Source organism: Ensifer sp. Root558 (genome assembly GCF_001427045.1).
GTDB lineage: Bacteria > Pseudomonadota > Alphaproteobacteria > Rhizobiales > Rhizobiaceae > Ensifer > Ensifer adhaerens.
In genome coordinates this window covers 20,795-44,925 of sequence record NZ_LMGC01000015.1, presented here as the reverse complement: position 1 = coordinate 44,925, position 24,131 = coordinate 20,795, and the positions used below count along the sequence as shown (strand labels likewise).

Annotated in this window: 22 protein-coding genes and 3 pseudogenes; 21 read left to right on the top strand and 4 right to left on the bottom strand. The window is 61.1% G+C overall.

All coding sequences use genetic code 11. From position 1 onward, the window contains the following. Nucleotides 1-66: 66 nt before the first annotated feature. The 10 genes and pseudogenes from ASD63_RS17945 to ASD63_RS17910 all read left to right on the top strand — a co-directional run bounded on the left by ASD63_RS17945 (nt 67) and on the right by ASD63_RS17910 (nt 8,605). Nucleotides 67-1,104: an ABC transporter permease gene (locus ASD63_RS17945; RefSeq protein WP_029742576.1), complete on the top strand. Its 1,038-nt coding sequence runs from the start codon at nt 67-69 to the stop codon at nt 1,102-1,104. Continuing rightward, complete coding sequence (locus ASD63_RS17940; protein WP_029742577.1) at nt 1,101-1,973, top strand: ABC transporter permease; 873 nt, start codon at nt 1,101-1,103, stop codon at nt 1,971-1,973. Before ASD63_RS17945 ends, ASD63_RS17940 begins: the two co-directional genes overlap by 4 nt. Nucleotides 1,974-2,006: 33 nt before the next feature. Next, on the top strand, nt 2,007-3,683 hold the full coding sequence (locus ASD63_RS17935) for a serine hydrolase domain-containing protein (protein ID WP_034800680.1): 1,677 nt from the start codon (nt 2,007-2,009) through the stop codon (nt 3,681-3,683). Between the two features lie 2 nt (nt 3,684-3,685). Beyond that, the gene (locus ASD63_RS17930; RefSeq protein WP_034800683.1) at nt 3,686-4,780 is read left to right on the top strand and encodes a pyridoxal phosphate-dependent aminotransferase family protein; all 1,095 of its coding nucleotides are present in this window, start codon (nt 3,686-3,688) and stop codon (nt 4,778-4,780) included. 371 nt (nt 4,781-5,151) lie between these two features. Beyond that, a complete protein-coding gene (locus ASD63_RS17925; RefSeq protein WP_034800685.1) occupies nt 5,152-5,952 on the top strand; it encodes a M55 family metallopeptidase in 801 nt (266 codons plus the stop codon). Nucleotides 5,953-6,138: 186 nt separating this feature from the next. Continuing rightward, on the top strand, nt 6,139-6,825 hold the full coding sequence (locus tag ASD63_RS17920) for a reverse transcriptase domain-containing protein (protein WP_244497256.1): 687 nt from the start codon (nt 6,139-6,141) through the stop codon (nt 6,823-6,825). 57 nt (nt 6,826-6,882) lie between these two features. Next, a pseudogene (gene repC, locus ASD63_RS34305) lies at nt 6,883-7,126 on the top strand (replication initiation protein RepC); the annotation flags it as partial. Between the two features lie 123 nt (nt 7,127-7,249). Beyond that, on the top strand, nt 7,250-7,639 hold the full coding sequence (locus ASD63_RS17915; RefSeq protein WP_029742583.1) for an antitoxin Xre/MbcA/ParS toxin-binding domain-containing protein: 390 nt from the start codon (nt 7,250-7,252) through the stop codon (nt 7,637-7,639). Continuing rightward, nucleotides 7,636-8,154, top strand: coding sequence for an RES family NAD+ phosphorylase (locus ASD63_RS34300; protein WP_082572912.1), 519 nt, complete (start codon nt 7,636-7,638; stop codon nt 8,152-8,154). The genes ASD63_RS17915 and ASD63_RS34300 overlap by 4 nt, the downstream gene beginning before the upstream one ends. A 244-nt stretch (nt 8,155-8,398) precedes the next feature. Continuing rightward, nucleotides 8,399-8,605, top strand: coding sequence for a cold-shock protein (locus ASD63_RS17910; protein ID WP_029742584.1), 207 nt, complete (start codon nt 8,399-8,401; stop codon nt 8,603-8,605). Nucleotides 8,606-8,731: 126 nt separating this feature from the next. Here ASD63_RS17910 and ASD63_RS17905 read toward each other — a convergent pair. Beyond that, nucleotides 8,732-9,024, bottom strand: a pseudogene (locus tag ASD63_RS17905) (transposase); the annotation flags it as partial. 1 nt (nt 9,025) lies between these two features. On the opposite strand from ASD63_RS17905, the pseudogene ASD63_RS35150 reads away from it, so the two are divergent. From ASD63_RS35150 to ASD63_RS35490, 10 genes and pseudogenes are all read left to right on the top strand, one after another. Next, nucleotides 9,026-9,175: pseudogene (locus tag ASD63_RS35150) on the top strand (IS256 family transposase); the annotation flags it as partial. Between the two features lie 168 nt (nt 9,176-9,343). Beyond that, nucleotides 9,344-10,045: a DUF938 domain-containing protein gene (locus ASD63_RS17895; protein WP_060529645.1), complete on the top strand. Its 702-nt coding sequence runs from the start codon at nt 9,344-9,346 to the stop codon at nt 10,043-10,045. 122 nt (nt 10,046-10,167) lie between these two features. Further along, nucleotides 10,168-11,319, top strand: a complete 1,152-nt coding sequence (locus tag ASD63_RS17890; protein WP_060529611.1) for a sulfite oxidase — start codon at nt 10,168-10,170, stop codon at nt 11,317-11,319. Nucleotides 11,320-11,920: 601 nt separating this feature from the next. Further along, complete coding sequence (locus ASD63_RS17880) at nt 11,921-12,919, top strand: LacI family DNA-binding transcriptional regulator (protein WP_034800689.1); 999 nt, start codon at nt 11,921-11,923, stop codon at nt 12,917-12,919. Between the two features lie 41 nt (nt 12,920-12,960). Continuing rightward, nucleotides 12,961-14,265: a sugar ABC transporter substrate-binding protein gene (locus ASD63_RS17875; RefSeq protein ID WP_029742589.1), complete on the top strand. Its 1,305-nt coding sequence runs from the start codon at nt 12,961-12,963 to the stop codon at nt 14,263-14,265. Nucleotides 14,266-14,338: 73 nt separating this feature from the next. Then, nucleotides 14,339-15,271 carry a sugar ABC transporter permease gene (locus tag ASD63_RS17870; RefSeq protein WP_034800690.1) on the top strand — a complete coding sequence of 311 codons (933 nt, stop codon included), beginning with the start codon at nt 14,339-14,341 and terminating at the stop codon, nt 15,269-15,271. Beyond that, on the top strand, nt 15,264-16,157 hold the full coding sequence (locus tag ASD63_RS17865) for a carbohydrate ABC transporter permease (RefSeq protein ID WP_034800691.1): 894 nt from the start codon (nt 15,264-15,266) through the stop codon (nt 16,155-16,157). Before ASD63_RS17870 ends, ASD63_RS17865 begins: the two co-directional genes overlap by 8 nt. Before the next feature lie 2 nt (nt 16,158-16,159). Continuing rightward, entirely contained in the window at nt 16,160-17,866 is a 1,707-nt protein-coding gene (locus tag ASD63_RS17860; RefSeq protein ID WP_060529610.1) for a glycoside hydrolase family 32 protein, read from the top strand. A 13-nt stretch (nt 17,867-17,879) separates the two neighbouring features. Then, a complete protein-coding gene (ugpC, locus tag ASD63_RS17855; RefSeq protein WP_060529609.1) occupies nt 17,880-18,926 on the top strand; it encodes a sn-glycerol-3-phosphate ABC transporter ATP-binding protein UgpC in 1,047 nt (348 codons plus the stop codon). 4 nt (nt 18,927-18,930) lie between these two features. After that, entirely contained in the window at nt 18,931-19,344 is a 414-nt protein-coding gene (locus ASD63_RS35490; RefSeq protein WP_060529608.1) for a hypothetical protein, read from the top strand. 87 nt (nt 19,345-19,431) lie between these two features. Here the strand turns inward: ASD63_RS35490 and ASD63_RS17845 are convergent, their stop codons facing one another. Next, nucleotides 19,432-19,725 carry a hypothetical protein gene (locus tag ASD63_RS17845; protein WP_060529607.1) on the bottom strand — a complete coding sequence of 98 codons (294 nt, stop codon included), beginning with the start codon at nt 19,723-19,725 and terminating at the stop codon, nt 19,432-19,434. A gap of 388 nt (nt 19,726-20,113) precedes the next feature. Between ASD63_RS17845 and ASD63_RS17840 the strand changes: the two genes are divergently transcribed. Further along, entirely contained in the window at nt 20,114-21,964 is a 1,851-nt protein-coding gene (locus ASD63_RS17840; RefSeq protein ID WP_060529606.1) for an ABC transporter ATP-binding protein, read from the top strand. A gap of 137 nt (nt 21,965-22,101) precedes the next feature. Here ASD63_RS17840 and ocd read toward each other — a convergent pair whose 3' ends face one another. Continuing rightward, nucleotides 22,102-23,163 (bottom strand): ornithine cyclodeaminase, encoded by a 1,062-nt coding sequence (gene ocd / locus ASD63_RS17835; RefSeq protein WP_060529605.1) that lies wholly within the window; start codon nt 23,161-23,163, stop codon nt 22,102-22,104. 28 nt (nt 23,164-23,191) lie between these two features. Next, nucleotides 23,192-24,112, bottom strand: a complete 921-nt coding sequence (gene rocF / locus ASD63_RS17830; protein WP_060517226.1) for an arginase — start codon at nt 24,110-24,112, stop codon at nt 23,192-23,194. Nucleotides 24,113-24,131: the final 19 nt, after the last annotated feature.

The window sequence follows — 24,131 nt, the reverse complement described above, 5'->3', positions numbered from 1 at the left end:
CATGTCGGGCGGCAAGACCGCCCGGCATGCCTTTTCTCTTTTCCCTGAAATCGGAACGTGTGAACCGTGCTGAATTACGCACTCAGACGACTGATGATGCTGCCGATCGTCCTCTTCGCGCTGTCGTTGATGATCTTCGCGCTGCAGATGTCGCTTTCGCCAACACAGAGACTGGCGGCCTATGCGCCGTCGCCCGATTATCTCAAGGGTGGTCAGGAGAGCATCCGCCGGATGATCGAGCAGTACGGGCTCAACGATCCCTTCTACATTCAGTACGGCCGCTGGATCGGCGGCGTTCTCAGCGGCAATCTCGGCTGGTCCGAGACCGCGCGCCAGCCGGTGTCGACGGCGCTGATGTCGCTGTTTCCGGCGACGCTGGAGCTGGTCGTGCTCGCCTTCGTGCCCTGTCTGCTACTCGCCGTCTACCTCGGCTCGCGCGCCGGCATCTATCTCAACCGCTGGCCCGACCACGTCATCCGCATCTTCACCATTCTCGGCTGGTCTTTTCCGGTTTACGTCTTCGGCCTCTTGATGCTGCTGATCTTCTATTCGGCGCTTGACTGGTTTCCGCCCGGCCGGCTCAGCCAGTGGGCGCAAACCGTGGTCAGCTCCGGCGATTTCGTGCGCTACACCGGCGCCAATACTATCGACGCGCTGCTCAACGGCAACCTGGCGATCTTCGGCGATGCACTTCGTCACCTTGCGGCTCCCGTCATCACGCTGACCTATGTCAACGTCGCCAGCATGACGCGGGTGATGCGCACCTCGATGCTGGAAACGCTGCGCCAGGACTACGTACGCACCGCCCGCGCCAAGGGCCTGCCGCGCCGCGTCGTCGAATTGCATCACGCCAGGCGCAACGCGCTTCTGCCGCTTGCAACCATCGCCGGCATGGAACTCGCCGTGATGATGGGTGGCGTGGTCATCACCGAGACCATCTTTGACTACGCCGGGCTCGGCCAGTTCGCCGCCAAGACCGCTGCCAATCTCGACTTTCCCGCAGTTCTCGGCTTCGGCCTCTATTTCGCGGTCGTCCTGGTGCTGATGAACCTGGTCGTCGATCTCATCTATCCGTTGCTTGACCCGAGGGTGAAGACGCAATGAAGTTTCTTCGTTACCTCGCACGAAATCCGGTGTCGCTGTTTGGTGTCGTGATCCTCCTCGCCTTCGTGCTGATCGCCGTCTTCGCGCCCGTTCTGGCGCCGCCGCAAAGCTTCCAGCTTTCGCCCTACGACACGCCGCGCGCGGGTTTCCTGGCGACGCCGCAACCGCCTTCGCCGGAGGCGGTGTTTGGCACGACCCAGGGCCAGTACGACATCTTCTATGGCGTCGTCTGGGGTACGCGCACGGCATTCAAGATCGGGCTGGGGGTCGTGGCGATCTCCGTGCTGATCGGCACGGTCGTCGGCGCTGTCGCGGCCTATTACGGCGGCGTCGTCGAGGAAGTGCTGATGCGCATCGTCGACGTGTTCATGGCCGTGCCCTTCCTGATCGCCGCCATGGTGCTGACGGCGTTGCTCGGCAAAGGCATCGTGCCCATTACGATCGCGCTGACGACGTTCGGCTGGATGAGTTATGCCCGTATCGTTCGAAGCGAGATCCTGAGGATCCGCGAGATGGATTACATCCACGCAGCCAGGAGCTACGGCGCCAGCGATCTCAGGCTGATCGTCCTGCATATCCTGCCCAACGCCATGTTTCCGGTGCTGGTTCTGGCGACGATGGCGACCGGTTCCATGGTGCTGTCGGCCTCAGCGCTCAGCTTCCTCGGCGTTGGCACCGAAGAAGGTTATGCCGACTGGGGCCAGTTCATCGCCTATTCGCGCAACTGGATCGTCGGTCAGCCCGGCAATCCCTTCCAGTTCTGGTACACGCTGGCCTTCCCCGGCGCGGCCGTCTTCCTCTTCGTACTGTCGTGGAACCTGGTCGGCGATGCGCTACGCGACATGCTCGACCCACGCCACGCCCATTGAGACCCAATCCCTTACGACCAAGGAGCATTTTCCATGTCCTCTCTGTCTGCTGCTTCCATCGAGCTGTTCGAGGATCTGATCCGGTACGAGGTCGAGGACAAGGCGATCCCGTCGATCTCCTACGCCCTCGTCGACCGAGACGGTGTGCTTGCCGAAGGCCATGTCCAGCGCCATGACCGCCATTTCGACATGGGCAAGGACACGTGCTTCCGTATCGGCTCGATCACCAAGACCTTCACCTCGCTGGCGATCATGCAACTGGTCGAAAAGGGCCTTGTCGATATCGATGTCGACGTCTCGACCTACCTGCCCGGATTTAAGCCGGTGAACCCGTTCGCTGGCGCCGAGGGCGGGCCTCACGGCTCGGTCATCAGCCTGCGCAAGCTGATGACCCATACGGCCGGGCTCGTGCGCGAACCCAAGAGTGGCCACTATCTCGACGCGACCCGTCCTCCGCTGGAAGACACGGTCGACGAGCTCGCCAGCTCGACCTTGAAGCAGGATCCGAGCCTCGGGGTGATGCATTACTCCAACGCCGGCATCGCCGTCGTCGGTCGGGTGATCGAGGTCGTCACCGGCCAGAGCTATTCCGACTATGTCGCTGCCAACATTCTGAAACCGCTCGGCATGGACAGTTCCTCCTGCGGCATGGCGCCGGGCATTCGCGAGCGGCTTGCGCCGGCCGACATGTGGACGCTCGACGGCGATACGCCGGCGCCGGTGTTCAGCCTTGGCGGCTCGCCGGCCGGCAACATCTTTTCCACCACGGGGGATATGGCACGCTACGCCCAGTGCCTGCTGCGCGGCGGCTTTGACGCTGCCGGCAATTCGATCATCTCGCCGGCGTCGCTGCGTGAGATGTGGACACCGTTCGGCAAACGTCCGGCCGGCCACGACAAGACGCTCAACGGGTATGGCCTGTGCTTCGGTGCCGGCGACGTCGACGGCTGGACCTCGGTCGGCCATGGTGGCGCCGTCTATGGTTATGCTTCGCAGATGATGCTGTTGCCTGCCGCCGGCGTCGGCGTGCTGATCTTTGCGACCCTTGATTTCGCCAACCAGATCGCCTCGCGGCTCGGCGTCGACGGCGTGCGCATCGTTCTTGCCGAGCGCAAGATGGGCAAGATGCCCGAGCGGACACAGCGTCCGCCGGAGATCCCCGAAGCGCAGTTCAAGACCCTGCCGGGCTATTACCGCGACGACGCCACGCAGGAGATCGTCGAGGTCAAATCCAAGGACGGCAAGATCTACCTGATGGGCGAGGGCGTTCCGCACCGGATCCGTCCCGTTGCCGGCAACGATTTCGTCATCGACGGTCGCATCTACGGGCGCGGCGCGGACTATGCCCATATGAACCTCTCCTTCCCGGCAGCCGGCAAGCTCGTCTGGCGGGATACAAGCTGGACACGCATAGAGACGCCTGAGGACGAGACCGTGCCCGACGCCATTGCGCCGCATCTCGGCGAATATGGGCCGGACTTCAACATCACCTACCTGACCTACAGCCATGGCGGCCTGAAGTGCCTGATCGAGTACTTCTGCACGCACACATGCGAGCCGGTCGAGGAGGGACGCTTCCGCATGCATGGGCGGCTTTACGAAGACGAGATCCTCGAACTTGATGCCGTCGACGACAACGGCAAGCGCGGCATCCGCGTCGGGCCGATGTTCCTGGAGCGACGCAGCCCATCCCAGGCCGAAGCGGCGTGACCATGACCGCTCCAATCAAGATGGAGTCACCTCTTGGCGCCCGCATGTTCATCGGCGGGCGCGTGGTCGACTATTATTGCGGCACGTCGTACTTCTGCCTGCATGGCCACTCCGAAGTGATCGAGGCGGCCTGCGAAGCGACCAGGCGCTACGGCATGGGGCCGGGGACGCTCGCCCATATGCAGGTCTATGCCGATTTGCAGGAGCGGTTGCGCGACTGGTTCGGCACAGACGAGGTCGTCTACATGATTTCCGGCTACACCAGCCCCATGGTGTTGCTGCAGGGGCTGCGCGACGAATTCGATGTCATCCTCATGGATTGCGCGACGCATTACAGCACCCGTGACGCGATCCCGACGCTCGGCAAGCGGGTTCATGAATTTCGGCATGCCGATCCGGAGGATCTTGCTGCGCAACTGTCGTTGCATGTGAAGGCGGGCGAGCGGCCGGCGGTGCTGACCGACGGCGTCTTTCCGTCATCCGGACGGTTGGCGCCACTTGGGGATTACCGGCAGGCCATGGCCCCCTATGATGGTGCGCTGCTCTGCATCGACGATTCCCACGGTGTCGGCGTTCTTGGTGAGACTGGCCGCGGATCGCTGCAGCACGCGGGGCTCGAAGGCGAGGGCAACTATCTCGCCGGCACGATGAGCAAGGCGTTCGGCGCGCTCGGCGGCATCGTTCCCGGTAGTGCGGATCTGGCCGCCAAGATCGCGGGCAATGCGATGATCATGCGTGGTGCCTCGCCGGCGCCACCGGGTCTTGCAGCCGCTGCAGCCGCATCGTTGCGCGTTCTGCAGGCGACACCGGAAAAGCGCGCCAACCTCGTTCGCAACGTCAAGCATATGCGCAGCGGGTTGCGGACCCTCGGGTTCGACGTTGCCGACACGCCGGTACCGATCGTCACCATCAAGGGCGTCACCAACCTCGAACAGCTGCGCGATCGTCTGGCGGAGCGCGACATCATCGTCAGGGTGCAGCAGCCTGGTGGTTATTCCGACGCGTCAGATGTTGCGACCATGCGGCTTGCGGTGTTTTCCGAGCACACGGCCGATCAGATCGAACGGCTCCTGCAGTCGATGGGCGAACTTCTCTAGACCTGCGTGTGGAGTTCTCACAGACGTTGGCGTCGGCGAGAACTCCGCGCTAGCGACCGTGCACGCACGCCTGCTCGTGAGGGAGTTATCCATAACCGATTGAAATCTCGGGAGTTAGGCGATTCTTGCATGGAGTTTTGCCCAAATTGAATTGGCCTGTGGCGGCGAGCTGCACCAATGTTCCGTTAAACGACATGCAAATCGCCGATCACCGGTCAGACGTGCCTCGCCGATAACCAAGTCTGCCAAAGTGGCCGCTGAAGCCCCCGCGGTTGGCGGCGCCCATCGCGTTGGTTGGCCTTCGCGATCCCTGCCTGAAACGACCGCATCTATCCCGCTCTTCCCGATTTGACCGATAGAGGAACCCACCCATGAAAGTTTTCATCTCCGCTGACATCGAAGGCACCGCAGGCATCGCGCAATGGGACGAAGCCGAGCGCACCCATTCCGACTGGACCGAATTTCGCGCCCTGATGACCGCCGAGGTGGTCGCTGCCTGCGAGGGCGCGCGTGCCGCCGGTGCGACGGAAGTCGTGGTGAAAGACGCCCATGACAGCGGTCGCAACCTCATCCTCGACCGCCTGCCGGACTATGTCCGCATTGTGCGCGGCTGGTCCGGCCATCCGGATGCGATGATGTTCGGCCTCGATGCCGGCTTCGCGGCCGCGCTCTATACGGGCTATCACTCCAAAGCGGGCAGCGAGGCAAATCCGCTCGCCCATACCTCCACGATGCGCATCTCGCGCCTGCTTTTGAACGGAGAGGTCGCCTCGGAATTTACCGTCAACGCGCTCTGTGCCGCCGGTTACGGTGTACCGTCAGTGTTCCTTGCCGGCGATGCCGGTATTTGCTCTGAGGCGCGGGCGATGGTGCCGGGGCTGAAGTCCGTGGAAACGCTGGAGGGTAAAGGTCGTTCGACGACGTCGATCTCGCCTGCTTGGTCGCGCCGGCTTATTCGTGAAGGCGTGGCAGAAGCGCTGTCCGGCGATTTCGCTCAGGTGCTGCCGTCCAGGGCCGAGCGCTACGAAGTGGTGATCGAGTTCAACAATCCGACAGATGCCTATCGTGCCGGCTGGTATCCCGGTGCATATGCGCACGGTCCTCGCGCCGTCGCCTTCAAGCATGCGGATTTTGCGGAGATCCTGCGAGCGCTGGTCTTCCTGAAAGCCTGATCAAGGGCGGGCTCTCGTGCCTGGACGTCGCGGGATAGAGCCACTGGCCTTGATAGGCAGCAACGCGCCAAAGGGCGCTTTCCGACCGTCACGCCGCCCTCGCTGGACGAAGCTGGCTCAACCTTGTTGCCTGGCTAGCAGCGCGTTGCCTCCAACAAAGGTGGACGCACGGCCGGGGTTGACGGGATGACGGTGGGACGTATCCGAAACAGGAGTGAACATCGCTTCCTGGTCGATCTTCAAGCTGATCTGCGCAGTGGTGCATATCGGCCAAGTCCGGCCAGGCGCAAGCTCATTCCAAAGGCCGGGAAACCGGGGCAATTCCGCCCCTTGGGCATCCCCACCATCAGAGACCGCGTCGTACAAGGCGCGGCCAGAATCCTTTTGGAGCCGATCTTCGAGGCGCAATTCTGGCATGTCTCTTATGGGTTTCGACCCGGCAGAAACACCCACGGCGCCTTGGAGTACATTCGTCGGGCAGCCTTGCCGCAGAAGCGGGACAAGGACCCTCGGCGAAACCGGTTGCCATATCCTTGGGTTATTGAGGGGGACATCAAAGGATGCTTCGACAATATCAATCATCATCAGCTGCTCGAGCGGATGCGCAAGCGCATCGGTGATCGACGAGTGGTGAGATTGGTCGGATTATTCCTCAAGGCCGGTGTTTTGACTGAGGATCAGTTCCTCCGGACGGACGCCGGTATCCCTCAGGGCGGGATCATCTCACCTTTGCTCGCAAACATCGTCCTTAGCGCGATCGAGGAGCGATATGAAAGGTGGACCTATCACCGCAAAAAGACCCAAGCCCGTCGCAAAAGCAACGGGGTGGCGGCAGCGGCGAGCGCCCGGGACAGCGGTCGATTTGATAACTGAGTTCAGCAACAGATCTTCACCAAACACCTGCCGCAGCCGGACCTTCAGGTAGGTGGGATGAGTAGGCGAGTGGTGGTCCGATCGATGCTGGGCGTCAGTCCAAGCGCCTACCAGGACGCCTGCGAGGCGATGGGGCCGGAAAATGTGGCTGCGACAATGGCCTGTATTCTCGAAAGGGCAGGGCAGGGCCGGCGGATATCTGCGCAATCTGACGGACAAGGCGCGGCGAGGCGAGTTTTCGCTCGGGCCGGTGTTGATGGCTCTGTTGCGGGCGAATCCAGTGGTTGCTCGAAGCGCCTAGCGAACGGCTCTTTGGGGGTGGCAGTGGCTTGAAACTTCTCGCTACCCGTAGTCGCTTGCGTTACCGTCAACAGAGTCATATATTTCGCACAATAAATGAGTTGCTGGATATGGCGGAATGATCATGCCTCAGGTTCTGAAATCGTTAGAGCACAGCGGTCCCTTGGTGCTGTCCTATATGGATCGCTCGGGAAAGATCGCTGTGGAACGGGTCGCAACCGGCTTCGGCATGTCTAAGAGCCAGTTGGCCGAGACGGCGGGGCTAGCCCGCGAAACACTGTATAGAAGTGAACGTAGCCTGGGCGCGAAAACGCAGAGCCGTCTTCGGGAAATGCTGGAGATTATCAGTCGTGTCTCAGATTGGGCCGGTGGTAAGGAGCAGGCAATGGCTTGGTACCGGGCCCAACCTCTACCAGCTTTTGGCGGGCGTACGCCCGAGGCTCTCGTAAAAGACGGCAAGGCCGCGGCGGTGCGAGATTACCTCGATCATATGGCCCTAGGGGGCTTCGCTTGAGGTTTGTGGGCAATTGTTACCGTGCGCACGATCCACGCTGGGCTTTCAAACCGGTTTCAGGAGATGGCGCGGCTATAAGAGGCGCGCGGTTCAACCCAAAAGGCGTGCCAGCTCTCTATCTCGCCCTCAGTGTGATGACGGCGGTAAAGGAAGCCAATCAAGGGTTTGCCCATCGCATCGACCCTTGTGTACTTTGTTCCTACGATGTCGACTGTGATGACATTACGGATCTTGCTTCTGAAGTTGGTCGGGCCTCGAATTCCGTTTCGGTGGAGGAAATAGCCTGCAGTTGGGCCACCACGCTTTCCGAAGGAAGGAGACCCCCATCCTGGTCGATATACGATCGACTCAAGGCGAGGGGCACGGCAGGCATCATAGTACCCAGCTTTGCGCCCGGCGCCGAAGAGGGAGATCGAAATCTGGTGCTTTGGAACTGGGGCCCCAACCTGCCGCATAAAGTGCAGGTACACGACCCAAGTGGTCGGCTTCCGAAGGATCAACTGTCCTGGGATTAGGCGCATCGGCGCAATTAACGCGTTCAGGCCCTTTACGACTGCGTCTTGATCTTGCAGCCATATTACGCCCGCTCTACCGTGCTTACAGCAAAGGTAAGCAACCAAGATCCGGAATTTTGGTCCGGTGCGATAGACGCGACAGCTCGCATGCTTTTCGTTGACGCCGGAACCGTCTACTAATGTGAGCGTACCAGTATCATTCGAGCCTATCGGTCCGACACGACGATGATCAAAGGAGGATACTTTGGCAACCGGTACAGTAAAATGGTTCAACACAACAAAAGGCTTCGGTTTCATCCAGCCGGATGACGGAACTGCCGATGTGTTCGTCCACATTTCCGCGGTAGAGCGAGCTGGTCTACGCGGACTCAACGACGGCCAGAAGATTACCTATGAGCTGGTGAAAGACCGCAAGTCCGGCAAGATGTCGGCGGACAACATCCAGGCCTGAGCGCATTGCGATTCTGCAGCTTACTGCATGCAGTGTTTGCTCTGCTCCAGCGGTGCCTCTTGGCCGGAACCCGCCGGTATGACCGGCGCTTTCAGGTGATCAGCCGGGCCGCGCGACCTTGTTTTCGCTCAAATCGGTCGGCGTATGGTCGATCTGGCAGACGTCGAGTGGGTGCGGTGCGTGGATATAGCCTGGTCGCGGTTTTAACCGCAGCAGGTGCTTTGGATTGGCCGACCGCTTTCTGGCGATCTCTTCAGGCGAAAACAGCGCCGGGATGCGCCGGGCAATGGTGACATAGGACGGCAGGGCAAGACCAGCCTCTTCACAGCGCGCACGGATTTCGGCGACGACCGTGCGAGAGGAGGCGCCTCGAGCGTCAGCCATTGCTCGCGCAGTGTCTTGCTGATGATTGCCTCGATGCCTTCTGACGCCATCGTCCGCCTCGTCGGCGCGATCCTGCTCGAGCAGAACGACGAATGGGCTGTCCAACGCGCCAGATACATGACGCTGGAAACCATCAGCCAGATGAGCGATGATCCGCTCATCAGCCTGCCAGCCGTGGCGCGCTGATCATCCCGGCCCATGCCGGAGAACGCGGCGACCAAAGCCGCCACTTACACCACTCCCTGGGACATGATCCCGAACGCAGCACCGACGACCCTTTGTAAGTCCGCAATCCTTGATTTCAGTCATTTCAGCTATAAGGTGGAGGCATTGCCCAAAGGGGATTACAGGCCAATGCTCCCAGAGAAGAAGGACCGTTCGCCTGTTGCGCTGGAACAGCGCGACGTCAGCGCCGACCAGCGCATGTTCTCACCTTCCGCTGCGCGAAATTCGGCGCCGATCCTCGCGGTCCTACAACGTGTCCTTCCAACACGTGGCACCGTGCTGGAGATTGGATGCGGGACCGGTGAGCACGCCGTGTGTTTTGCGGGGGCAATGCCAAACATCACCTGGCAGCCGAGCGATCCGGATGCCGACGCCCGCGTCAGTACGTCTAGCTGGATCAAATTCTCAAGGCTGAAGAATGTGCTGGCACCGCGGGATATTGATGTGTGCTCAGGACAATGGATCGTCGAACAAACGGGGCATTTTGACGCCATCTTATCGATCAATATGATCCACATCGCGCCATGGACGGCAAGCTCAGGATTGTTCGAAGGAGCTGGCCGTTTGCTTCACGATGGTGGGCTTCTCCTTCTCTACGGTCCCTTTATGCGCGACGGCGTACACAACGCCCCCTCGAATGCTGCTTTCGACGCCGCTCTAAAGGAGCGCAACCCATCCTGGGGTGTGCGTGATATCGCTGACCTTGAACAATTGGGTGAGGCCGCTGGACTTGTTCTCCGCGAGACGATCGAGATGCCTGCCAACAACATGTCGCTGGTCTTCTGCAGAGGTACTGTCTCAACGACAAGCCGGCGCGAAAGAGAGATGTGACCATGCAGTAAGCTGCCGTCCGAGATCGATGCTCGAAACGTGCGGTATAGGCGAGAATGCGGCCGAAGGCGGAACGCGACAGGCGCACTGCGCGGGGTGTGATCTAACCGGAACCCGCCGGGATGGATACCGAGGTTGTGCTTTTGGAAGGAGAGACGAGAACGATGCCGACACCAGAGCAACCCAGCCTGATAGTTCGACAAAAATCCCCACAGAATACCGAGTTTCCATTTGCGTCGCTCTCCGATTTGCTGATCCCAACCGAGCTGTTCTTCGTGAGAAACCATTTCCCCTCGCCGGACCTCGATGCGCGAGACTGGAGATTGCGCGTTGACGGGGCGGTGGCGCGGCCGCTCGAACTTGATCTCGACAGCATCAAGGCGATGCGGAGCACGACCTTGACTGCCGTCGTCGAATGCGCCGGGAATGGCCGCGTCTACTATGTGCCACCGAAGGAGGGGTTGCAGTGGCAGAACGGAGCCGTCGGCAATGCTGCGTGGACAGGAGTTCTTCTCAGCGAGATATTGGAAATGGCGGGCGTTAAGCCTAACGCGCGTGAGGTCCTGCTTGTGGGCGCAGACAGCGGCGTCGTCGACACGAACAAAAAAACGGCTTCTCCTGGCCCCATCGCTTTTGCGCGCAGTCTACCGCTTGAGAAGGCCATGGCGCACAGCACGATCCTTGCCCATTCGATGAACGAGGAGCCGTTGACGCGCGATCACGGCTACCCGCTGCGCGCGGTTGTGGGTGGCTGGTTCGGCATGGCTTGGGTCAAGTGGATCACCCATATCACGGTTTTGGAACAACCATTCCTTGGCTACTGGCAAGCGCGTGAGTACTTCCGTTGGGAGCGCAACCTCGGGGAACCGAGCCTAGTCCCCCTCACGGAGATGGAGGTCAAAGCGCAGATCGCGCGACCCGTGCAGGGCGCGCGTCTCATCGCCGGCCAACCCTATCGAATTTTTGGAGCCGCCTGGGGCGGCGAGGCTGCTATCCGGCAGGTTCAGGTCTGCACCGAAGATGGTAGTGGCTGGCGCGAGGCAAGCCTCCTCGAGAAAGAACGTCCCTTAGCATGGCGCTTGTGGGAGTACATGTGGGCCCCTGAAAAGGTGGGGCAATACAAACTGCGATGTCGCGCGATCGATGCGGCGGGGCGCGTGCAGCCCGACCAGCAGCGTTCCGACTTCGAGAGCTACGCGGCCAATTGGATCGTACCGGTGGAGGTTACGGTCGTTCCCGAGCCGCAGACCTATGAGGAGGAATTCGTGATCTAATCAACCGCATGGGGCGAAATGGCGGCGAGTGTCACCTGTTAGCGGTTGTTGATCCGCTCGAACACTCTGTCGAGCACTCGCGTCAGCGCTAGGGTTCCGCACCTTTCGTCGAAGTCCCGGAACACCTGTTCGTTGAGGCCGCTCTTGGTGGCAAACTCGCGGCTCATCTCGACGAAATCGACATCCTTGCCTTGCGTGCCGCTTCGGAACGACCGGCAAACAGGGGCACGAGATAGGCGCGGCCCTTTTCTTCCGGCAGGCCATTTTGGGCGAGCCATTCTGTCGTGCGTGCATGATGCCGAAATAGGCGGCCATCAAGGCGCTGGCTTTGGCGAGAAGGTCATATTCCACCTTGCTCTCCCATTCGACGGCGTTGCCGAGCACGTCGAAGATCGTCGCCGTCGCTTGGTCCCCAGGGAAGACGGCCGTGACGCCTTGGCCACGGGCAACGAAGGGCAGAGGGGTCGCTTGGGTCAGATGGACGCCTGCGACGAACTAGCGGTTTGTCGGCGAAGTCACAAGGACCCGCCGGCTGCGCTTGACAAAAGACCGTGGTTTAAACTATAGGGTAATCGATAACCCAACGGAGTTCAGGAGCATCGTGGCAATCTCGCTTTCTGACATTGCGGAGCGTGCAGGCGTCTCGGTGAAGACGGTCTCCGGCGCATTGCACGGCGGCTCCGCGCGCATGTCGGACGATACCCGCCAGAAGGTGAAGGCGATCGCGGAGGAACTGGGTTACGTGACCAATCTCGCCGCGCGCGGTGTGCGTCAGGGATGGCTACCGCTGGTCGGCGTCGTTTCTGATGGCCTCATCACTTCGCCGTTCGCCACCGAAATCGTGCGCGGGCTCGATGGTGCTGCGCGCAGTGCAGGCATGGCAGTGTTTGCCGTCAACCACAGCAGCGGACAGTCAATCGGCTCGGTGGTCGACGAGGTGCAGCAGTTCCGGCCGCGTGCCGTTGCCTATGCCGCCATGTACCACAAGGACGTCGATCTGCCGCCGGCACTCGCGGGCTCCGTCGGCGTGATGATCAATTGCCGCGAGGCCTCCGGGCGCGTCACGTCACTGGTCCCCGACGAAGAAGGTGGGGCGCGCGAGATCGTGCGTTACCTGCTCGCCTCTGGCCGCCGCCGCATCGCCTTCATCAACCTGCCGGGTATCCTTGCCGGGGCGCTACGAGAGAAGGGTTTTCGCGCAGCCCTTGAAGAGGCCGGCCTCGAACCGATTGGTGTGCTTCCGGCCGTGCGTCGCAGCGTTTATAGCGACCGCGCTCCGAGCCTCGTAGCGTCGCATGTCGAGACATTGCTGGCCGCCGGTCAGCGGCCGGACGCGATCCTGTGCGGCAACGACCGTGTCGCAATGGAAGTCTATGCGGCTCTAGCGCGCGCCGGCCTTAAAATCCCGGACGACATTGCGGTGGCCAGCTTCGACAACCAGGTCGAGCTCGCCTCGCGGCTGGATCCGCCGTTGACGACGATGGCCCTGCCGCACCGCGCGATGGGCCGCCTGGCCATGGAGATACTGCTCGCCGGGGAACCTCAGCCGCCGCATCTGCGCAAGCTGCCGTTTCATCTCGTGGAGCGGGCATCGGTCTGACAATCAGCATTTTCGTCGAACTGAATAGGAGGAGAAGATCAATGACAACTTATCTGGGTAATCGTTTACTTAGCGCGCTTTTCGCGTCTTCCGCACTCTTGTGGACCGCCGGTTTTGCAGAGGCAAAATCCGTCATCCATGTGATGCACCAGGGCGATCCGGGTTGGGTGAAGGCCTATGGCGACGTCGCCAAGCGCTTCGAGGAAGCCAATCCCGACATCGACGTCGAGATGATCTACGCGCCGCACGACGCCTATAACGAGAAGTTCAGCGCCGCCGTCATGGCAAAGCAGTTGCCCGACGTGATGGAACTCGACGCGCCGTTTCTCGCTAACTACGTCTGGTCGGGCTACCTGCAGCCCATCAAGCCACTCGTCGACAAGGATGTCCTCGACGACATGACCGGCTCGAACATCGCTCAGGGAACCTACCCGATCGACAAGGACCTCTATGCAATCGGTCTCACTGACTCCTCGGTCGTTCTCTACGGCAACAAAAAGTATCTCGAAGCCATCGGCGCACGCATTCCGAAATCCGTCGACGATGCCTGGACGCGCGAGGAATTCGAAGGCTATCTCGAAAAGCTCTCCAAACTCGAAGGCGTGAAGTGGCCGATCGACACGTTCCGCGGTTACGGGATCAAGACCGAGTGGATCACCTATGCCTACGGCCCGCTGCTCGAAAGTGCGGGCTGCGACCTGATCGATCGCAAGGCTTGGAAGGCGAGCGGCACGCTCGACAGCCAAGCCTGCGTCAAGGCGCTGACGATGATGCAGACCTGGGTGAAAAACGGCTGGGTTGTTCCGACCTCGTCCGGCACCAACCAGTTCTATGCAGAGGGGCAGCCGGCAGCGCTTGCCATGGGTGGGCACTGGTTCTACGCCGAAGCTGCCGCTGCGATGAAGGACAACATCGTCGTCATGCCGTTGCCGAAGATCGGCGAAAAGGGCGTCAGCCCGAACGGCACCTGGATCTGGGGCATCTCCGCGAGCTCCGAAAACCCTGAGGCCGCCGGAAAATTCCTGAGCTTCCTTCTGAAGGACAAGGACTATCGCGACTATGCAAAGACCCAGTCGGCCTATCCGGGCCTGAAGAGCTTTGCCGCAGAATCCCCGCTCTACGCTGAAGGCGGGCCGCTTGCCGTCGCCTTCGAGCAGGCCTCGAAAACCGCCGTCGCCCGTCCGCCCCACCCGGCCTATCCGACGATCACCTCGGCCTTCATGCAGGCGGTCGACAAGATCTTCAATGGCGGTGATGCGCAGGAGGCACTGACGGCTGCGGCCAAGAAGATCGATCAGGACATCGAGGACAACGCCGGCTACCCGCCCTTCGACGAGCAGCAATAGGGCGTATTTTGCAGGGCCGTCCCGCTGGCCGGCCCTGCGCTATTTCGGGAGGATGAGCGATGAGGAGGAGACCATGACCTTGCAACAGACGTCTACGGCCGCGCTGCCACGCCCCGCCAGGCGGCGCGACCGGCAGCGGTTCTGGCAGGAGGTCGCGATGATCGCACCGGCTGTGCTGCTGCTCGCCATCTTCCTGATCACGCCGTTTCTTCTATCCTTCTGGACGGCGATGACCAATCAGCCGCTGGTGCCGCGTCCCACGCCGGTGCGTTTCGTCGGCCTCCTGAATTTCCAGCGGGTCTTCACCGATCCGCTGTTCTGGACGTCGCTCTGGAATGTCACCCGCTTCACCGCTTGGGTGCTGCCGGTTCAGTGCGGTCTTGCCTTCCTGACGGCGCTGCTGCTGCACCAGAAGCTGCCGATGCAGAACCTTCTGCGCGGAATGTTCTTTCTGCCGGCGATTACATCCATGGTGGTCGTCTGCGTGATCTGGGGCACGTTGTTCCAGTATCCGAGCGGTCCGCTCAACCAGATCGTCGGTTTCTTGTCCGGCGGCATGATCCAGCCGATCGACTGGCTCGGCGACCCCGATTGGGCAATGTTCTCGATCGTGTTGCTCTCGGCCTGGCAGGCCTATGGCTTCCAGATGATCATTTACCTCGCCGGCCTGCAGGGCATTCCCGAGGAACTTTATGACGCGGCCCGCATCGACGGCGCGAGCGCGCTTCGCCGCTTCTGGCACGTCACCATGCCGGGCCTGCGTCCGACCCACGTCTTCGTGCTGGTCATCACTACGATCCAGGCCTTCAAGCTCTACACGCAGGTTGCGATCCTGACCCAGGGCGGACCGAAGGAAAGCACGGAGACCGTCGTGCACTACATGGTGCGTGCCGGCTTCGAGGAACAGAAGCTCGGATACGCATCCGCCGTCTCCGTCATTCTCTTCGTCATCGTTCTTCTGATCGCGCTTCTCCAGCGCAAACTCCTGAGGCGCTTCGATGTCTGATCTCGTGCTCAGCCAGCCAGCCCCGCTGGCGATCCCCCGCGGCAACAGCAAGACGGGCCTGCGTGTCGTCCAGACCGTCTGCATCTTCATCATCGCTCTGGTGATGATTTCGCCGCTCTTCATGCTGCTGATCGCCAGCCTCAAGGATGACCGTTTCCGCATCCTTGCGGACATGGGCAGCTTCCGCGCCTTCTGGGTCAGCGATCCGACCCTGTCGAACTACCGCGAGATCGCCAATTTCTCCGGCGAACTTGCCTATGGTCGCTACCTCGTCAACTCGCTGGTGATCCTCGTCGTCACCGTCGTGTCCGGGCTGATCATCAATTCCATGGCGGGCTTCGTTCTCGCCTGGGGGTCGCTTCGCGGCAAGGCGATCCTGCTTGCCCTCGTGGTCGCGCTCTACGTCATCCCGCAGGAAAGCATCATCATGCCGCTCGTCGTGATGATGTCGCGGGTGGGCCTGACGGATACGTTTGCCGTGCAGATCCTGCCCTGGGTGGCAAGCCCGCTCTATGTCTTCCTGTTCTACCAGTTCTTCGCCCAGCTACCGAAGGAACTCTACGAAGCTGCGGAGATGGATGGAGCGTCGGCGTTTCGCATCTACCGGTCGATCTACATGCCGCTCAGCCTGCCGGCGCTTGCGACGGTCTCGATCCTGATGGGGATCGAGAGCTGGAACCAGTATCTGTGGCCGACGCTGGTCACCCAGACCGACTATGCCCGGCCGATCTCCGTCGCTATCGCCACCTTCTTCGGACAGGACAGCATTTACTGGGACCGCGCCATGGCCGCGTCCGTGCTGATGATGATCCCTGTCCTCATCCTTTACCTCGCCTTCCAGCGCTGGTTCGTAAGTTCGTTCGTCGGCTCCGCCGTGAAAGGTTGATTATGACTTCGCAGACAAAACCCGCGAGCCCCGTGCTTGAAATCGTCGAGGCCGAACTCCCGGCCGGGACCGTGCTGCATCTCTGGCTGAAGGCGCGCAAAATTGGCGACGAGGCAATACTGTCCGTCACCTTAGACCGCAGTGAGATTGCCGGTCCGTCCACGCGCCGCGCCGGGGAGTTCGAATTCTTCGCGGTGACGCTCGGGACGACTGGCCGCACGGTGCTTGCCTATGATGCGGAAACAACTGCGCTCTCCGTCGCCTATGCGTTCCACCCGCAGACGGTGCTGGAGGAGGGGATCCGCGTCCTCCATCACGACGTCCGCACGGCGCCGCCTGAGGTTCCCGGCAGCTACCATTTCCGACCGCCCTTCGGCTGGATGAACGACCCGAACGGCTTCGGCCGGTTCAAGGGTCTCGGCCATCTCTTCTACCAGCACTATCCGCATGGCTTGCGTTGGAACACCATGCACTGGGGCCATGCGGTCTCGAAGGATTTGATCCGCTGGACGCACCTGCCGATGTTCCTGTTTCCGGCGGACCACCTGTCGGAAAAGGACGATGGCCGTGGCGGCGCCTTTTCCGGCTCGGCCGTCCCCGTCTCCGGGCCGGACGGGGACGACATCCGGGTCTTCTACACCGAACACGTTCGCGACCGGGAGCCGGAGGAGCAGATCCAGCTCTCGGCCGTCAGCCGAGACGGCATCGTTGCCGGCCCGTCCGAGGTGATCCTGCCTATCCGTCCGGAGGGTCTGAACCTCACGACTGATTTCCGCGATCCCTATGTGTTCAAGGGCCCGGACGGCCGCTGGAAGATGCTGCTTGGCAGTCGCGACCGATCGGGCGGTGTCGTCCTGCTTTACGAGACGGGGGATCTGCAGGGTGCCACGGGCTGGACCTTCCTCGACATCATCTATCGCGAGGACGGTTTCGGCATGACCGCAGCGGAGTGCCCTTGCATGCTGCCGGTCGGCGGCATGGCGGATGATCCGGAGACCCGCTGGGCGCTGATCTTTGGCCTGCTCACAAGCCGTGACCCGGCCACCGGCCGGCGCAACCTCACATCCGTCACCGTCGGCCGCTTCGACGGCCGGTCGTTCACGGCCGAATTCGAACAGGAACTGGATTTCGGCTCCGACGCCTACGCCTTCCAGGCCTTCGTCGACGGCGACGAACCGGTCGGCATCGCCTGGCTTGCCAACTGGACAGACTTTTCCAAGAAGGACGATTTCCCGACGGCGATGACCTTGCCGCGTCGCGTGCTTCTCGATGGGGGTGCCGTGTTGACGCCGCCGGTCGCGGCAGTCGAAAACCTGCGCCACAGGCTGCTCGATGAAACAGCCCTTGCTGCGGGCGAAACGGTTCCACTCGAAAGCGGTGCGGTCGAGATCGTGCTTGCACTGCCCGAGGCCGGCGCGGCTTTCGAGCTCGTCCTCGATCACCCGGATGTCGCGCTTGGCGTCAGGCTCGATGACGAGGGCCTTGCAATCCTCTTCGATGCCGGTACCGGCAAGCCGCCACCGCGATATCTGGCGTCAGGCGCCAGACCTTCGCAGCTGCGCATCTTCCTCGATGCGGGCTCGATCGAGGTCTTTGCCGACAACGGCCGCTGGACAGGCACCAAGCGCATTCCGGGATTTGCCGCCGCGCGATCGGCAAGGCTGACCGGCGCCGTCACGGGCGCGAAAATCTGGCAACTCAAGATTTGAGGGAGGAAGAAAAATGGCATCGGTAGCGATCGACCGCGTTCTGAAACAGTATGGCGCAGCCTCCGTCATCCACGGCGTTTCCGTGGACATTGAGGATGGAGAATTCGTCACGCTCGTCGGACCGTCCGGCTGCGGCAAGTCCACGCTCCTGCGCATGCTTGCGGGGCTCGAGGACATCAGCGGCGGCGAAATCCGCATCGATGGGCGCGTCGTCAACGACGTCGCACCCAAGGAGCGCGACATCGCCATGGTGTTCCAGAGCTACGCACTCTATCCGCACATGACGGTCAAGGAGAACATGGGCTTCTCCCTGAAGCTCCAGGGTCGAGACAAGGCGACGATCGATAAGCTGGTGAAGGAGGCCGCCGGAATTCTTGCGCTCGAACCATTGCTCGACCGCCTGCCCAAGCAACTCTCCGGTGGCCAGCGCCAGCGTGTCGCCATGGGCCGCGCCATCGTTCGTCACCCCAAGGTATTCCTCTTCGACGAGCCGCTGTCCAATCTCGATGCTAAGCTGCGCGTGACCATGCGCAGCGAGATCAAGGAATTGCACCAGCGGCTCGGCACGACCATCGTCTACGTTACCCACGACCAGATCGAAGCCATGACCATGGCCGACAAGATCGTCGTCATGCGCGCCGGCCGCGTGGAGCAGATCGGCAAGCCGCTCGACCTCTACGATCGCCCGGGCAATACCTTTGTCGCCACCTTCATCGGCTCGCCGTCGATGAACCTCTTTGAGGGCAACGTCGGTGATGGCGGCTTTTTCATTGACGGCGGTGTTTCCCTGCCGCTGCCGGCGTCGCTGGGTCACGGTGAAGCACGCACCTACGGCATCCGCCCGGAAGATCTGGAGATAGCCGAAACCGGCATACCGGCAACCGTGCTGACCGTCGAGCCAACCGGCGCCGAAACCCACCTTCTGGTGCGCGTGGGCACGCACACGGCGGGGGTCGTGCTGCATCGCCGCGTGGACCTGAAGCCTGAGGAGCAGATTTATCTCCAGCCGAACAACCAGAAGATCCATCTGTTCTGCGCCGAAGGAGCCCGGGTCAACTGATCCTTTGGCGAGCGTCGACAAACCGGGGAACGTGATTGCTTCGCGTAGAGTCTATGCCGCTTCGAGCTTCTTCGCAGCGAAGCAGCATGCCGTAGAGGTCACGCGGCTCGTCGGGATCAGCGAGGAGGTCGAGTTCTGTGAACATGGCACCCCCCGGCATCAATCGGCCAATCGGCAGGTCGCTGGTAACTCGAACGGCAACTACGTCGAGCGTCGCGCCCCGTTCGTCGAGGCGAACTCTGTCGGCAACACTTCGGCAAGCTCACCCTTGCGCCTCGGCCTTTCGAGCCGCGCGCGTCCAAATTCGTCGTCAGCTTTCGACCGCAAGAGCCGGCTGACCGGATCGCTGGCGGGCGGCGGCACCGACAAATCGGCAATCGGCAAGGAGTCTTTACCTAACACGCCTTTTGCCGACTAACAGATGCCATCCGGCTGCGGATCACTTGCTCGGTTAGAAATGTTAGGGATGTTCGATTGGGCTTCGAAAGATAAGATGGGCTCCTGCCTACCAGCGCGCCCGAACGCCACTAGTCGAAGAAAGGCCCAGGTATAGGCCGATGCAAAATCCGATAAGCGCGGCCGTACTGACGATTGTCGTTGCTGTTCCGGTATTTTCCCGCGCGGCCTCTATTGCGCCCTGTCCTTGCTGTCGGACCGTCTGGGCTGCGTTCCTAGCTATTCCAGAGGCGCCTTCAGCCGCAGAATTGACCCGCTCACTCACAGCTTGCTTCACCTCCGCGATCTGCGATCGCAATTCGGCGATTTGATCTTCAATCGATTGCTGGTTCACACCAATCATCTTCCACCTCCCGGTTTGTGAACGCAAAACCGTTGAGCTGCGACAATGTTCCAGCAAAGGCGAGTGGGGTCGCCGCCTGTTTCTGACTCCCTGCTGAAGTGCGCCAACGCACAGTATTCGTCCCGCGTTTGCGCAACGCGTATCCTCCGGTTCTGTGCCGCGACGCTCCAGCGGCGCCAGAGCTGTTGTTTAGCGATGGCGGAAGATCGGGCTTTCTCGAAATGGCGAGGCCCCAGGGATGGCCTGAAGACCGGCACAACGCTTTGGGAATAACACCTTTCCCTTACAGTCTCAAAAATATTCTAGTTGAGATTGCAGCGCGAAGATGGTGCTATGTGCTGCGCGTAGCAATGTTCCCTTCTTCTCCCAGGAAAAAAGCGAGCGGCCTATGTCGATCTCAGATGCTGTCTATCGTCCCTTCGAAACGCTGATCCGTCCGCTCGACATCCCCTATCAACCGCTTCCGACCAAGGGGCCGGTCGCCGTCCTGATGCACTTCATCCGGATGTTCCGAGGCGTCATCATTGCCATGGCACTAACCTCGATGGCCGTCGAAGCAATCAACCTGATCGTTATCTGGGGACTATCGGTGATCGTCGATGGTGTGGCGACACAAGGGGTCGGGCAGTTCGTCGACAGCCGGTTCTGGTTGCTGGTGTTCCTCGCCGTTCTGATTTTTCCGGTGATGCCCATCGTCTTCTATATTACCAATATTCTGAACTCGCATACCGTCGGCATCAGCCTCCCGTTCGCTATTCAATGGCAGGGGCACAAAGCCATTGAAGGGCAGGACCTTGCCTTCTTCCATGACCTTTTTGCCGGCCAGGTAGCATCACGCCTCGGCCAAGTGGCCAATGCAGTACAGCAACAGATCCTGATCGCCTTTCAGACTGCGCCCCGCTTCCTGCTTCAGATTGTCGGCTCGGTTCTGCTGTTGCTCGCGCTGTCCTGGCAGTTAGCGCTCCCGGTCGTCGCCTGGGTGATCGTCAATGTGCTCTTCACCCTCAAGGTCGTACCTGATTTCACGGAGCGTGCGCGGCGCTCGGCGAGGCAGAATAGCCTCGTTTCCGGCGCCATGACGGACATTTATGGCAACATCCAGATGGTCAAGCAGTTCGCCGCCGAAGACACTGAAGCGGGCGCACTTAGGAAGATCATGGCAAGAGCGGTCAACACACAACACCACGAGCAGCGCATCTATCGAACCACTGAATTGGTCGTCATCACCCTCAACATGGTTCTCTGGCTCGTCATGCTCGGAATCGGCTTTTGGGGGCTCTTCGATCGTTTCCTGACGGTGGGCGAGTTTGTGGCGACGGTTTACATCCTTCAGCGGCTGTCGGCTGGATCTTTCACGTTTATCCAGATGGGCCAGCAGATCTTTAAGGCTCTAGGAACAATCAGGGATGCGATGCCCGTCATGACCACTCCGCCGACCATTACCGATCGGCCAGGCGCAAAGCAGCTCATCGTTCGCCATGGCGAAATCCGTTTCGAGAATGTTCAATTTGCCTACAAGTCGGACAAGGGCGTCATCGATGATCTATCCCTTACCGTCCGAGCAGGCGAGAAGGTTGGACTGGTCGGGCTGTCCGGCGCCGGCAAGACGACGGTGGTCAATCTGCTGCTACGCTTCTATGACATCCACGGCGGCGCCATCCATATAGACGGTCAGGACATTCGTGCCGTAAGCCAAGCGAGTCTGAGGCAAAACATCGGCGTTATCGCCCAGGATGTCGCGCTGCTGCACCGGTCCGTCGGCGACAACATACGCTACGGCCGCCCCGAGGCGACGTCAGCAGAGATCGAGCAGGCAGCGCAGGCGGCGCAAGCCGATTCCTTCATTGCCGATCTGACCGATGGTGAGGGCCGCAAGGCCTATGAAGCCTTCGTCGGCGATCGAGGCGTAAAGCTATCCGGAGGTCAGCGACAGCGCGTTTCGATCGCGCGGGTGCTGCTGAAGAATGCGCCCATCCTGATCCTCGACGAAGCGACGTCGGCGCTGGACAGCGAGGCGGAGGCCGCAATCCAAGAAAAGCTCAACCTGCTAATGGAAGGCAAGACAGTGATTGCCATCGCACATCGTCTTTCCACCATCTCCAGGATGGATCGGATCATTGTTCTCGATCGTGGCCGGATCGTCGAGGAAGGCACACCGGATGCGCTTATCGAACAGGACGGGCTCTATGCCCGTCTCTGGAAGCGGCAGACGGGTGGCTTCATTCCTGGGGACATTTGAGGCTGCTTTTAGGGGCCTTTGGTTCGATTCCCTTCAAGGCGCTCAATTGGCCTCTATCAGGCTGCTTGGCGACTGACGCCCAGCGTTCCCCGGCTTGACCGTCGACAAACCGGGGAACGTGATTACTTCTCGTCAGTCTATGCCGCTTCGAGTTTCTTCTCACACCGCAGAAGCATGCCGTAGAGGTCACGTGGCTCGTCGGGATCAGCGAGGAGGTCGAGTTCTGTGAACATACCGTGTTCGGCAATCTGGTCCCGGACGTAGCGAAGGGCGGAGAAGTCCTCGATCGCAAAACCGACACTGTCGAAGAGCGTGATCTGATCCGGACTCTTGCGGCCCTCTGTCTCGCCGGTCATCACCTGCCAGAGTTCAACGACGGGGTGCTCAGCCGGCAGCTGCTGGATTTCGCCTTCGATGCGTGTCTGCGGCGGATACTCGACGAAGATGTCCGAGCGCAGGAGAATGTCCTTGCTGAGTTCGGTCTTGCCGGGGCAGTCACCGCCCACCGCGTTGATGTGGACACCGGGACCGACATGGTTGTCCGATAGGATCGTCGCGTACTGCTTGTCGGCGGTCACCGTGGTGATGATGTCCGCGCCTTCGACCGCCTCTTCGACCGAGGTGCATTCCTCAATGGTGAAGCCGAGGCCTGCGAGGTTGCGTGCGCATTTCCGGGTGGCGGAGGCGTCGATATCGTAGAGGCGAAGCTTGTCGATGCCGAGCAGCGACTTGAAGGCGCGAGCCTGGAATTCGCTCTGCGCACCATTGCCGATGATGGCCATGGTCCGGGCATTCGGCCGGGCGAGGTACTTCGCCGCGACCGCGGACGTTGCCGCAGTGCGCAGCGCGGTCAGGATCGTCATTTCGGTGAGCAGCATCGGGTAGCCGTTGCCGACATCCGAGAGCACGCCGAAGGCCGTCACGGTCTGGCGGCCATCGCGCGTGTTCTTCGGGTGACCATTGACGTATTTGAAGCCGTAAAGCGTTCCGTCGCTTGTGGGCATCAGCTCGATGACGCCTTCCTGCGAATGGGAAGCGACGCGCGGGGTCTTGTCGAAGACCGGCCAGCGGCGGAAGTCCTCCTCGATTGTGGCCGCCAGGTCCGTCAGGAACCGGTCGATGCCGACCTTCAGAACCAGTTTCATCATGTGGTCGACGCTTACGAACGGAACCACGTTCAGTTTCGGATCAGTATTCATTTTTCCTCCAACCAAAGAACAATCGAAATCAGCCAGTGACAGTCGGGCGATCCATCACCCGCTTGCCCATCAGGCTGGCGACGAGATCGACGAGCAGCCGAGCGGTCTTGCCGCGCTCGTCGAGGAACGGATTGAGTTCGACAATGTCGAGGCTGGTCACCAGCCCGCTGTCATGCAGCATTTCCATGATCAGGTGCGCCTCGCGGAAAGTTGCTCCTCCCGGTACCGTGGTGCCAACGGCCGGCGCGATGTCCGGCTCGAGGAAGTCGACATCGAAGCTGACATGCAGGAGGCCGTTTGCGGCCCGGACCCGTTCGATGAAATTGCGGACGAGGACGGCCACGCCATGCTCATCGATTACGCGCATGTCGTGCACCGTGATGCCGGTGGTGCGAATGGCGGCCTTTTCGGCGGCGTCAACGCTGCGGATGCCGATCATGCAGACGTTTTGTGCGGCAACGGGATGGGCAAGCGCAGGGAAGAAGCCATCGAAACCGGTCTGGCCGGTATAGTAAGCGACGGGCGTGCCGTGCAGGTTGCCGCTGACCGTCGTTTCGAGAGTATGGAAGTCGGTATGGGCGTCCAGCCAGAGCACGAACAGCGGCCGCCCGAGTTCGGCGGCTCGGCGTGCGAGACCCGGAACGGTACCAGCGGAGATGGCGTGGTCGCCGCCGAGGAAGATGGGCATGCCTGCCTTGCTGTGTTCGTAGGCAGCAGCAGACAGCGCTTCGACCCAGGCGACCGTTTCGCCGAGGTGATGGACGGCCTTGTTCGGATGGGGCATCTCGTCGAACGCACGCGGGCTGAGATTGCCATTGTCCTTGACCGAATGGCCCAGTTCTTCCAGTGCCGTACGAAGGCCAGCGATGCGCAGGGCGCTCGGCCCCATCTCGCAGCCAAGCTGCCCTGCCCCGATTTGCAGGGGCGCGCCGATGAGCGTGCAGTCCATAGTGTACTCCCGTTTGTTT

What these genes read in the sequence shown, in the direction of transcription:
- ASD63_RS17940 (WP_029742577.1), top strand. Translation starts at nt 1,101, where the DNA reads ATGAAGTTTCTTCGTTACCTCGCACGAAATCCGGTGTCGCTGTTTGGT.
- ocd (WP_060529605.1), bottom strand. Translation starts at nt 23,163, where the DNA reads ATGAATACTGATCCGAAACTGAACGTGGTTCCGTTCGTAAGCGTCGAC.
- rocF (WP_060517226.1), bottom strand. Translation starts at nt 24,112, where the DNA reads ATGGACTGCACGCTCATCGGCGCGCCCCTGCAAATCGGGGCAGGGCAG.
- ASD63_RS17920 (WP_244497256.1), top strand. Translation starts at nt 6,139, where the DNA reads ATGACGGTGGGACGTATCCGAAACAGGAGTGAACATCGCTTCCTGGTC.
- ASD63_RS17895 (WP_060529645.1), top strand. Translation starts at nt 9,344, where the DNA reads ATGCTCCCAGAGAAGAAGGACCGTTCGCCTGTTGCGCTGGAACAGCGC.
- ASD63_RS17865 (WP_034800691.1), top strand. Translation starts at nt 15,264, where the DNA reads ATGTCTGATCTCGTGCTCAGCCAGCCAGCCCCGCTGGCGATCCCCCGC.
- ASD63_RS17925 (WP_034800685.1), top strand. Translation starts at nt 5,152, where the DNA reads ATGAAAGTTTTCATCTCCGCTGACATCGAAGGCACCGCAGGCATCGCG.
- ASD63_RS17875 (WP_029742589.1), top strand. Translation starts at nt 12,961, where the DNA reads ATGACAACTTATCTGGGTAATCGTTTACTTAGCGCGCTTTTCGCGTCT.
- ugpC (WP_060529609.1), top strand. Translation starts at nt 17,880, where the DNA reads ATGGCATCGGTAGCGATCGACCGCGTTCTGAAACAGTATGGCGCAGCC.
- ASD63_RS17845 (WP_060529607.1), bottom strand. Translation starts at nt 19,725, where the DNA reads ATGATTGGTGTGAACCAGCAATCGATTGAAGATCAAATCGCCGAATTG.
- ASD63_RS17890 (WP_060529611.1), top strand. Translation starts at nt 10,168, where the DNA reads ATGGATACCGAGGTTGTGCTTTTGGAAGGAGAGACGAGAACGATGCCG.
- ASD63_RS17930 (WP_034800683.1), top strand. Translation starts at nt 3,686, where the DNA reads ATGACCGCTCCAATCAAGATGGAGTCACCTCTTGGCGCCCGCATGTTC.
- ASD63_RS17935 (WP_034800680.1), top strand. Translation starts at nt 2,007, where the DNA reads ATGTCCTCTCTGTCTGCTGCTTCCATCGAGCTGTTCGAGGATCTGATC.
- ASD63_RS17870 (WP_034800690.1), top strand. Translation starts at nt 14,339, where the DNA reads ATGACCTTGCAACAGACGTCTACGGCCGCGCTGCCACGCCCCGCCAGG.
- ASD63_RS17840 (WP_060529606.1), top strand. Translation starts at nt 20,114, where the DNA reads ATGTCGATCTCAGATGCTGTCTATCGTCCCTTCGAAACGCTGATCCGT.
- ASD63_RS17915 (WP_029742583.1), top strand. Translation starts at nt 7,250, where the DNA reads ATGCCTCAGGTTCTGAAATCGTTAGAGCACAGCGGTCCCTTGGTGCTG.
- ASD63_RS17860 (WP_060529610.1), top strand. Translation starts at nt 16,160, where the DNA reads ATGACTTCGCAGACAAAACCCGCGAGCCCCGTGCTTGAAATCGTCGAG.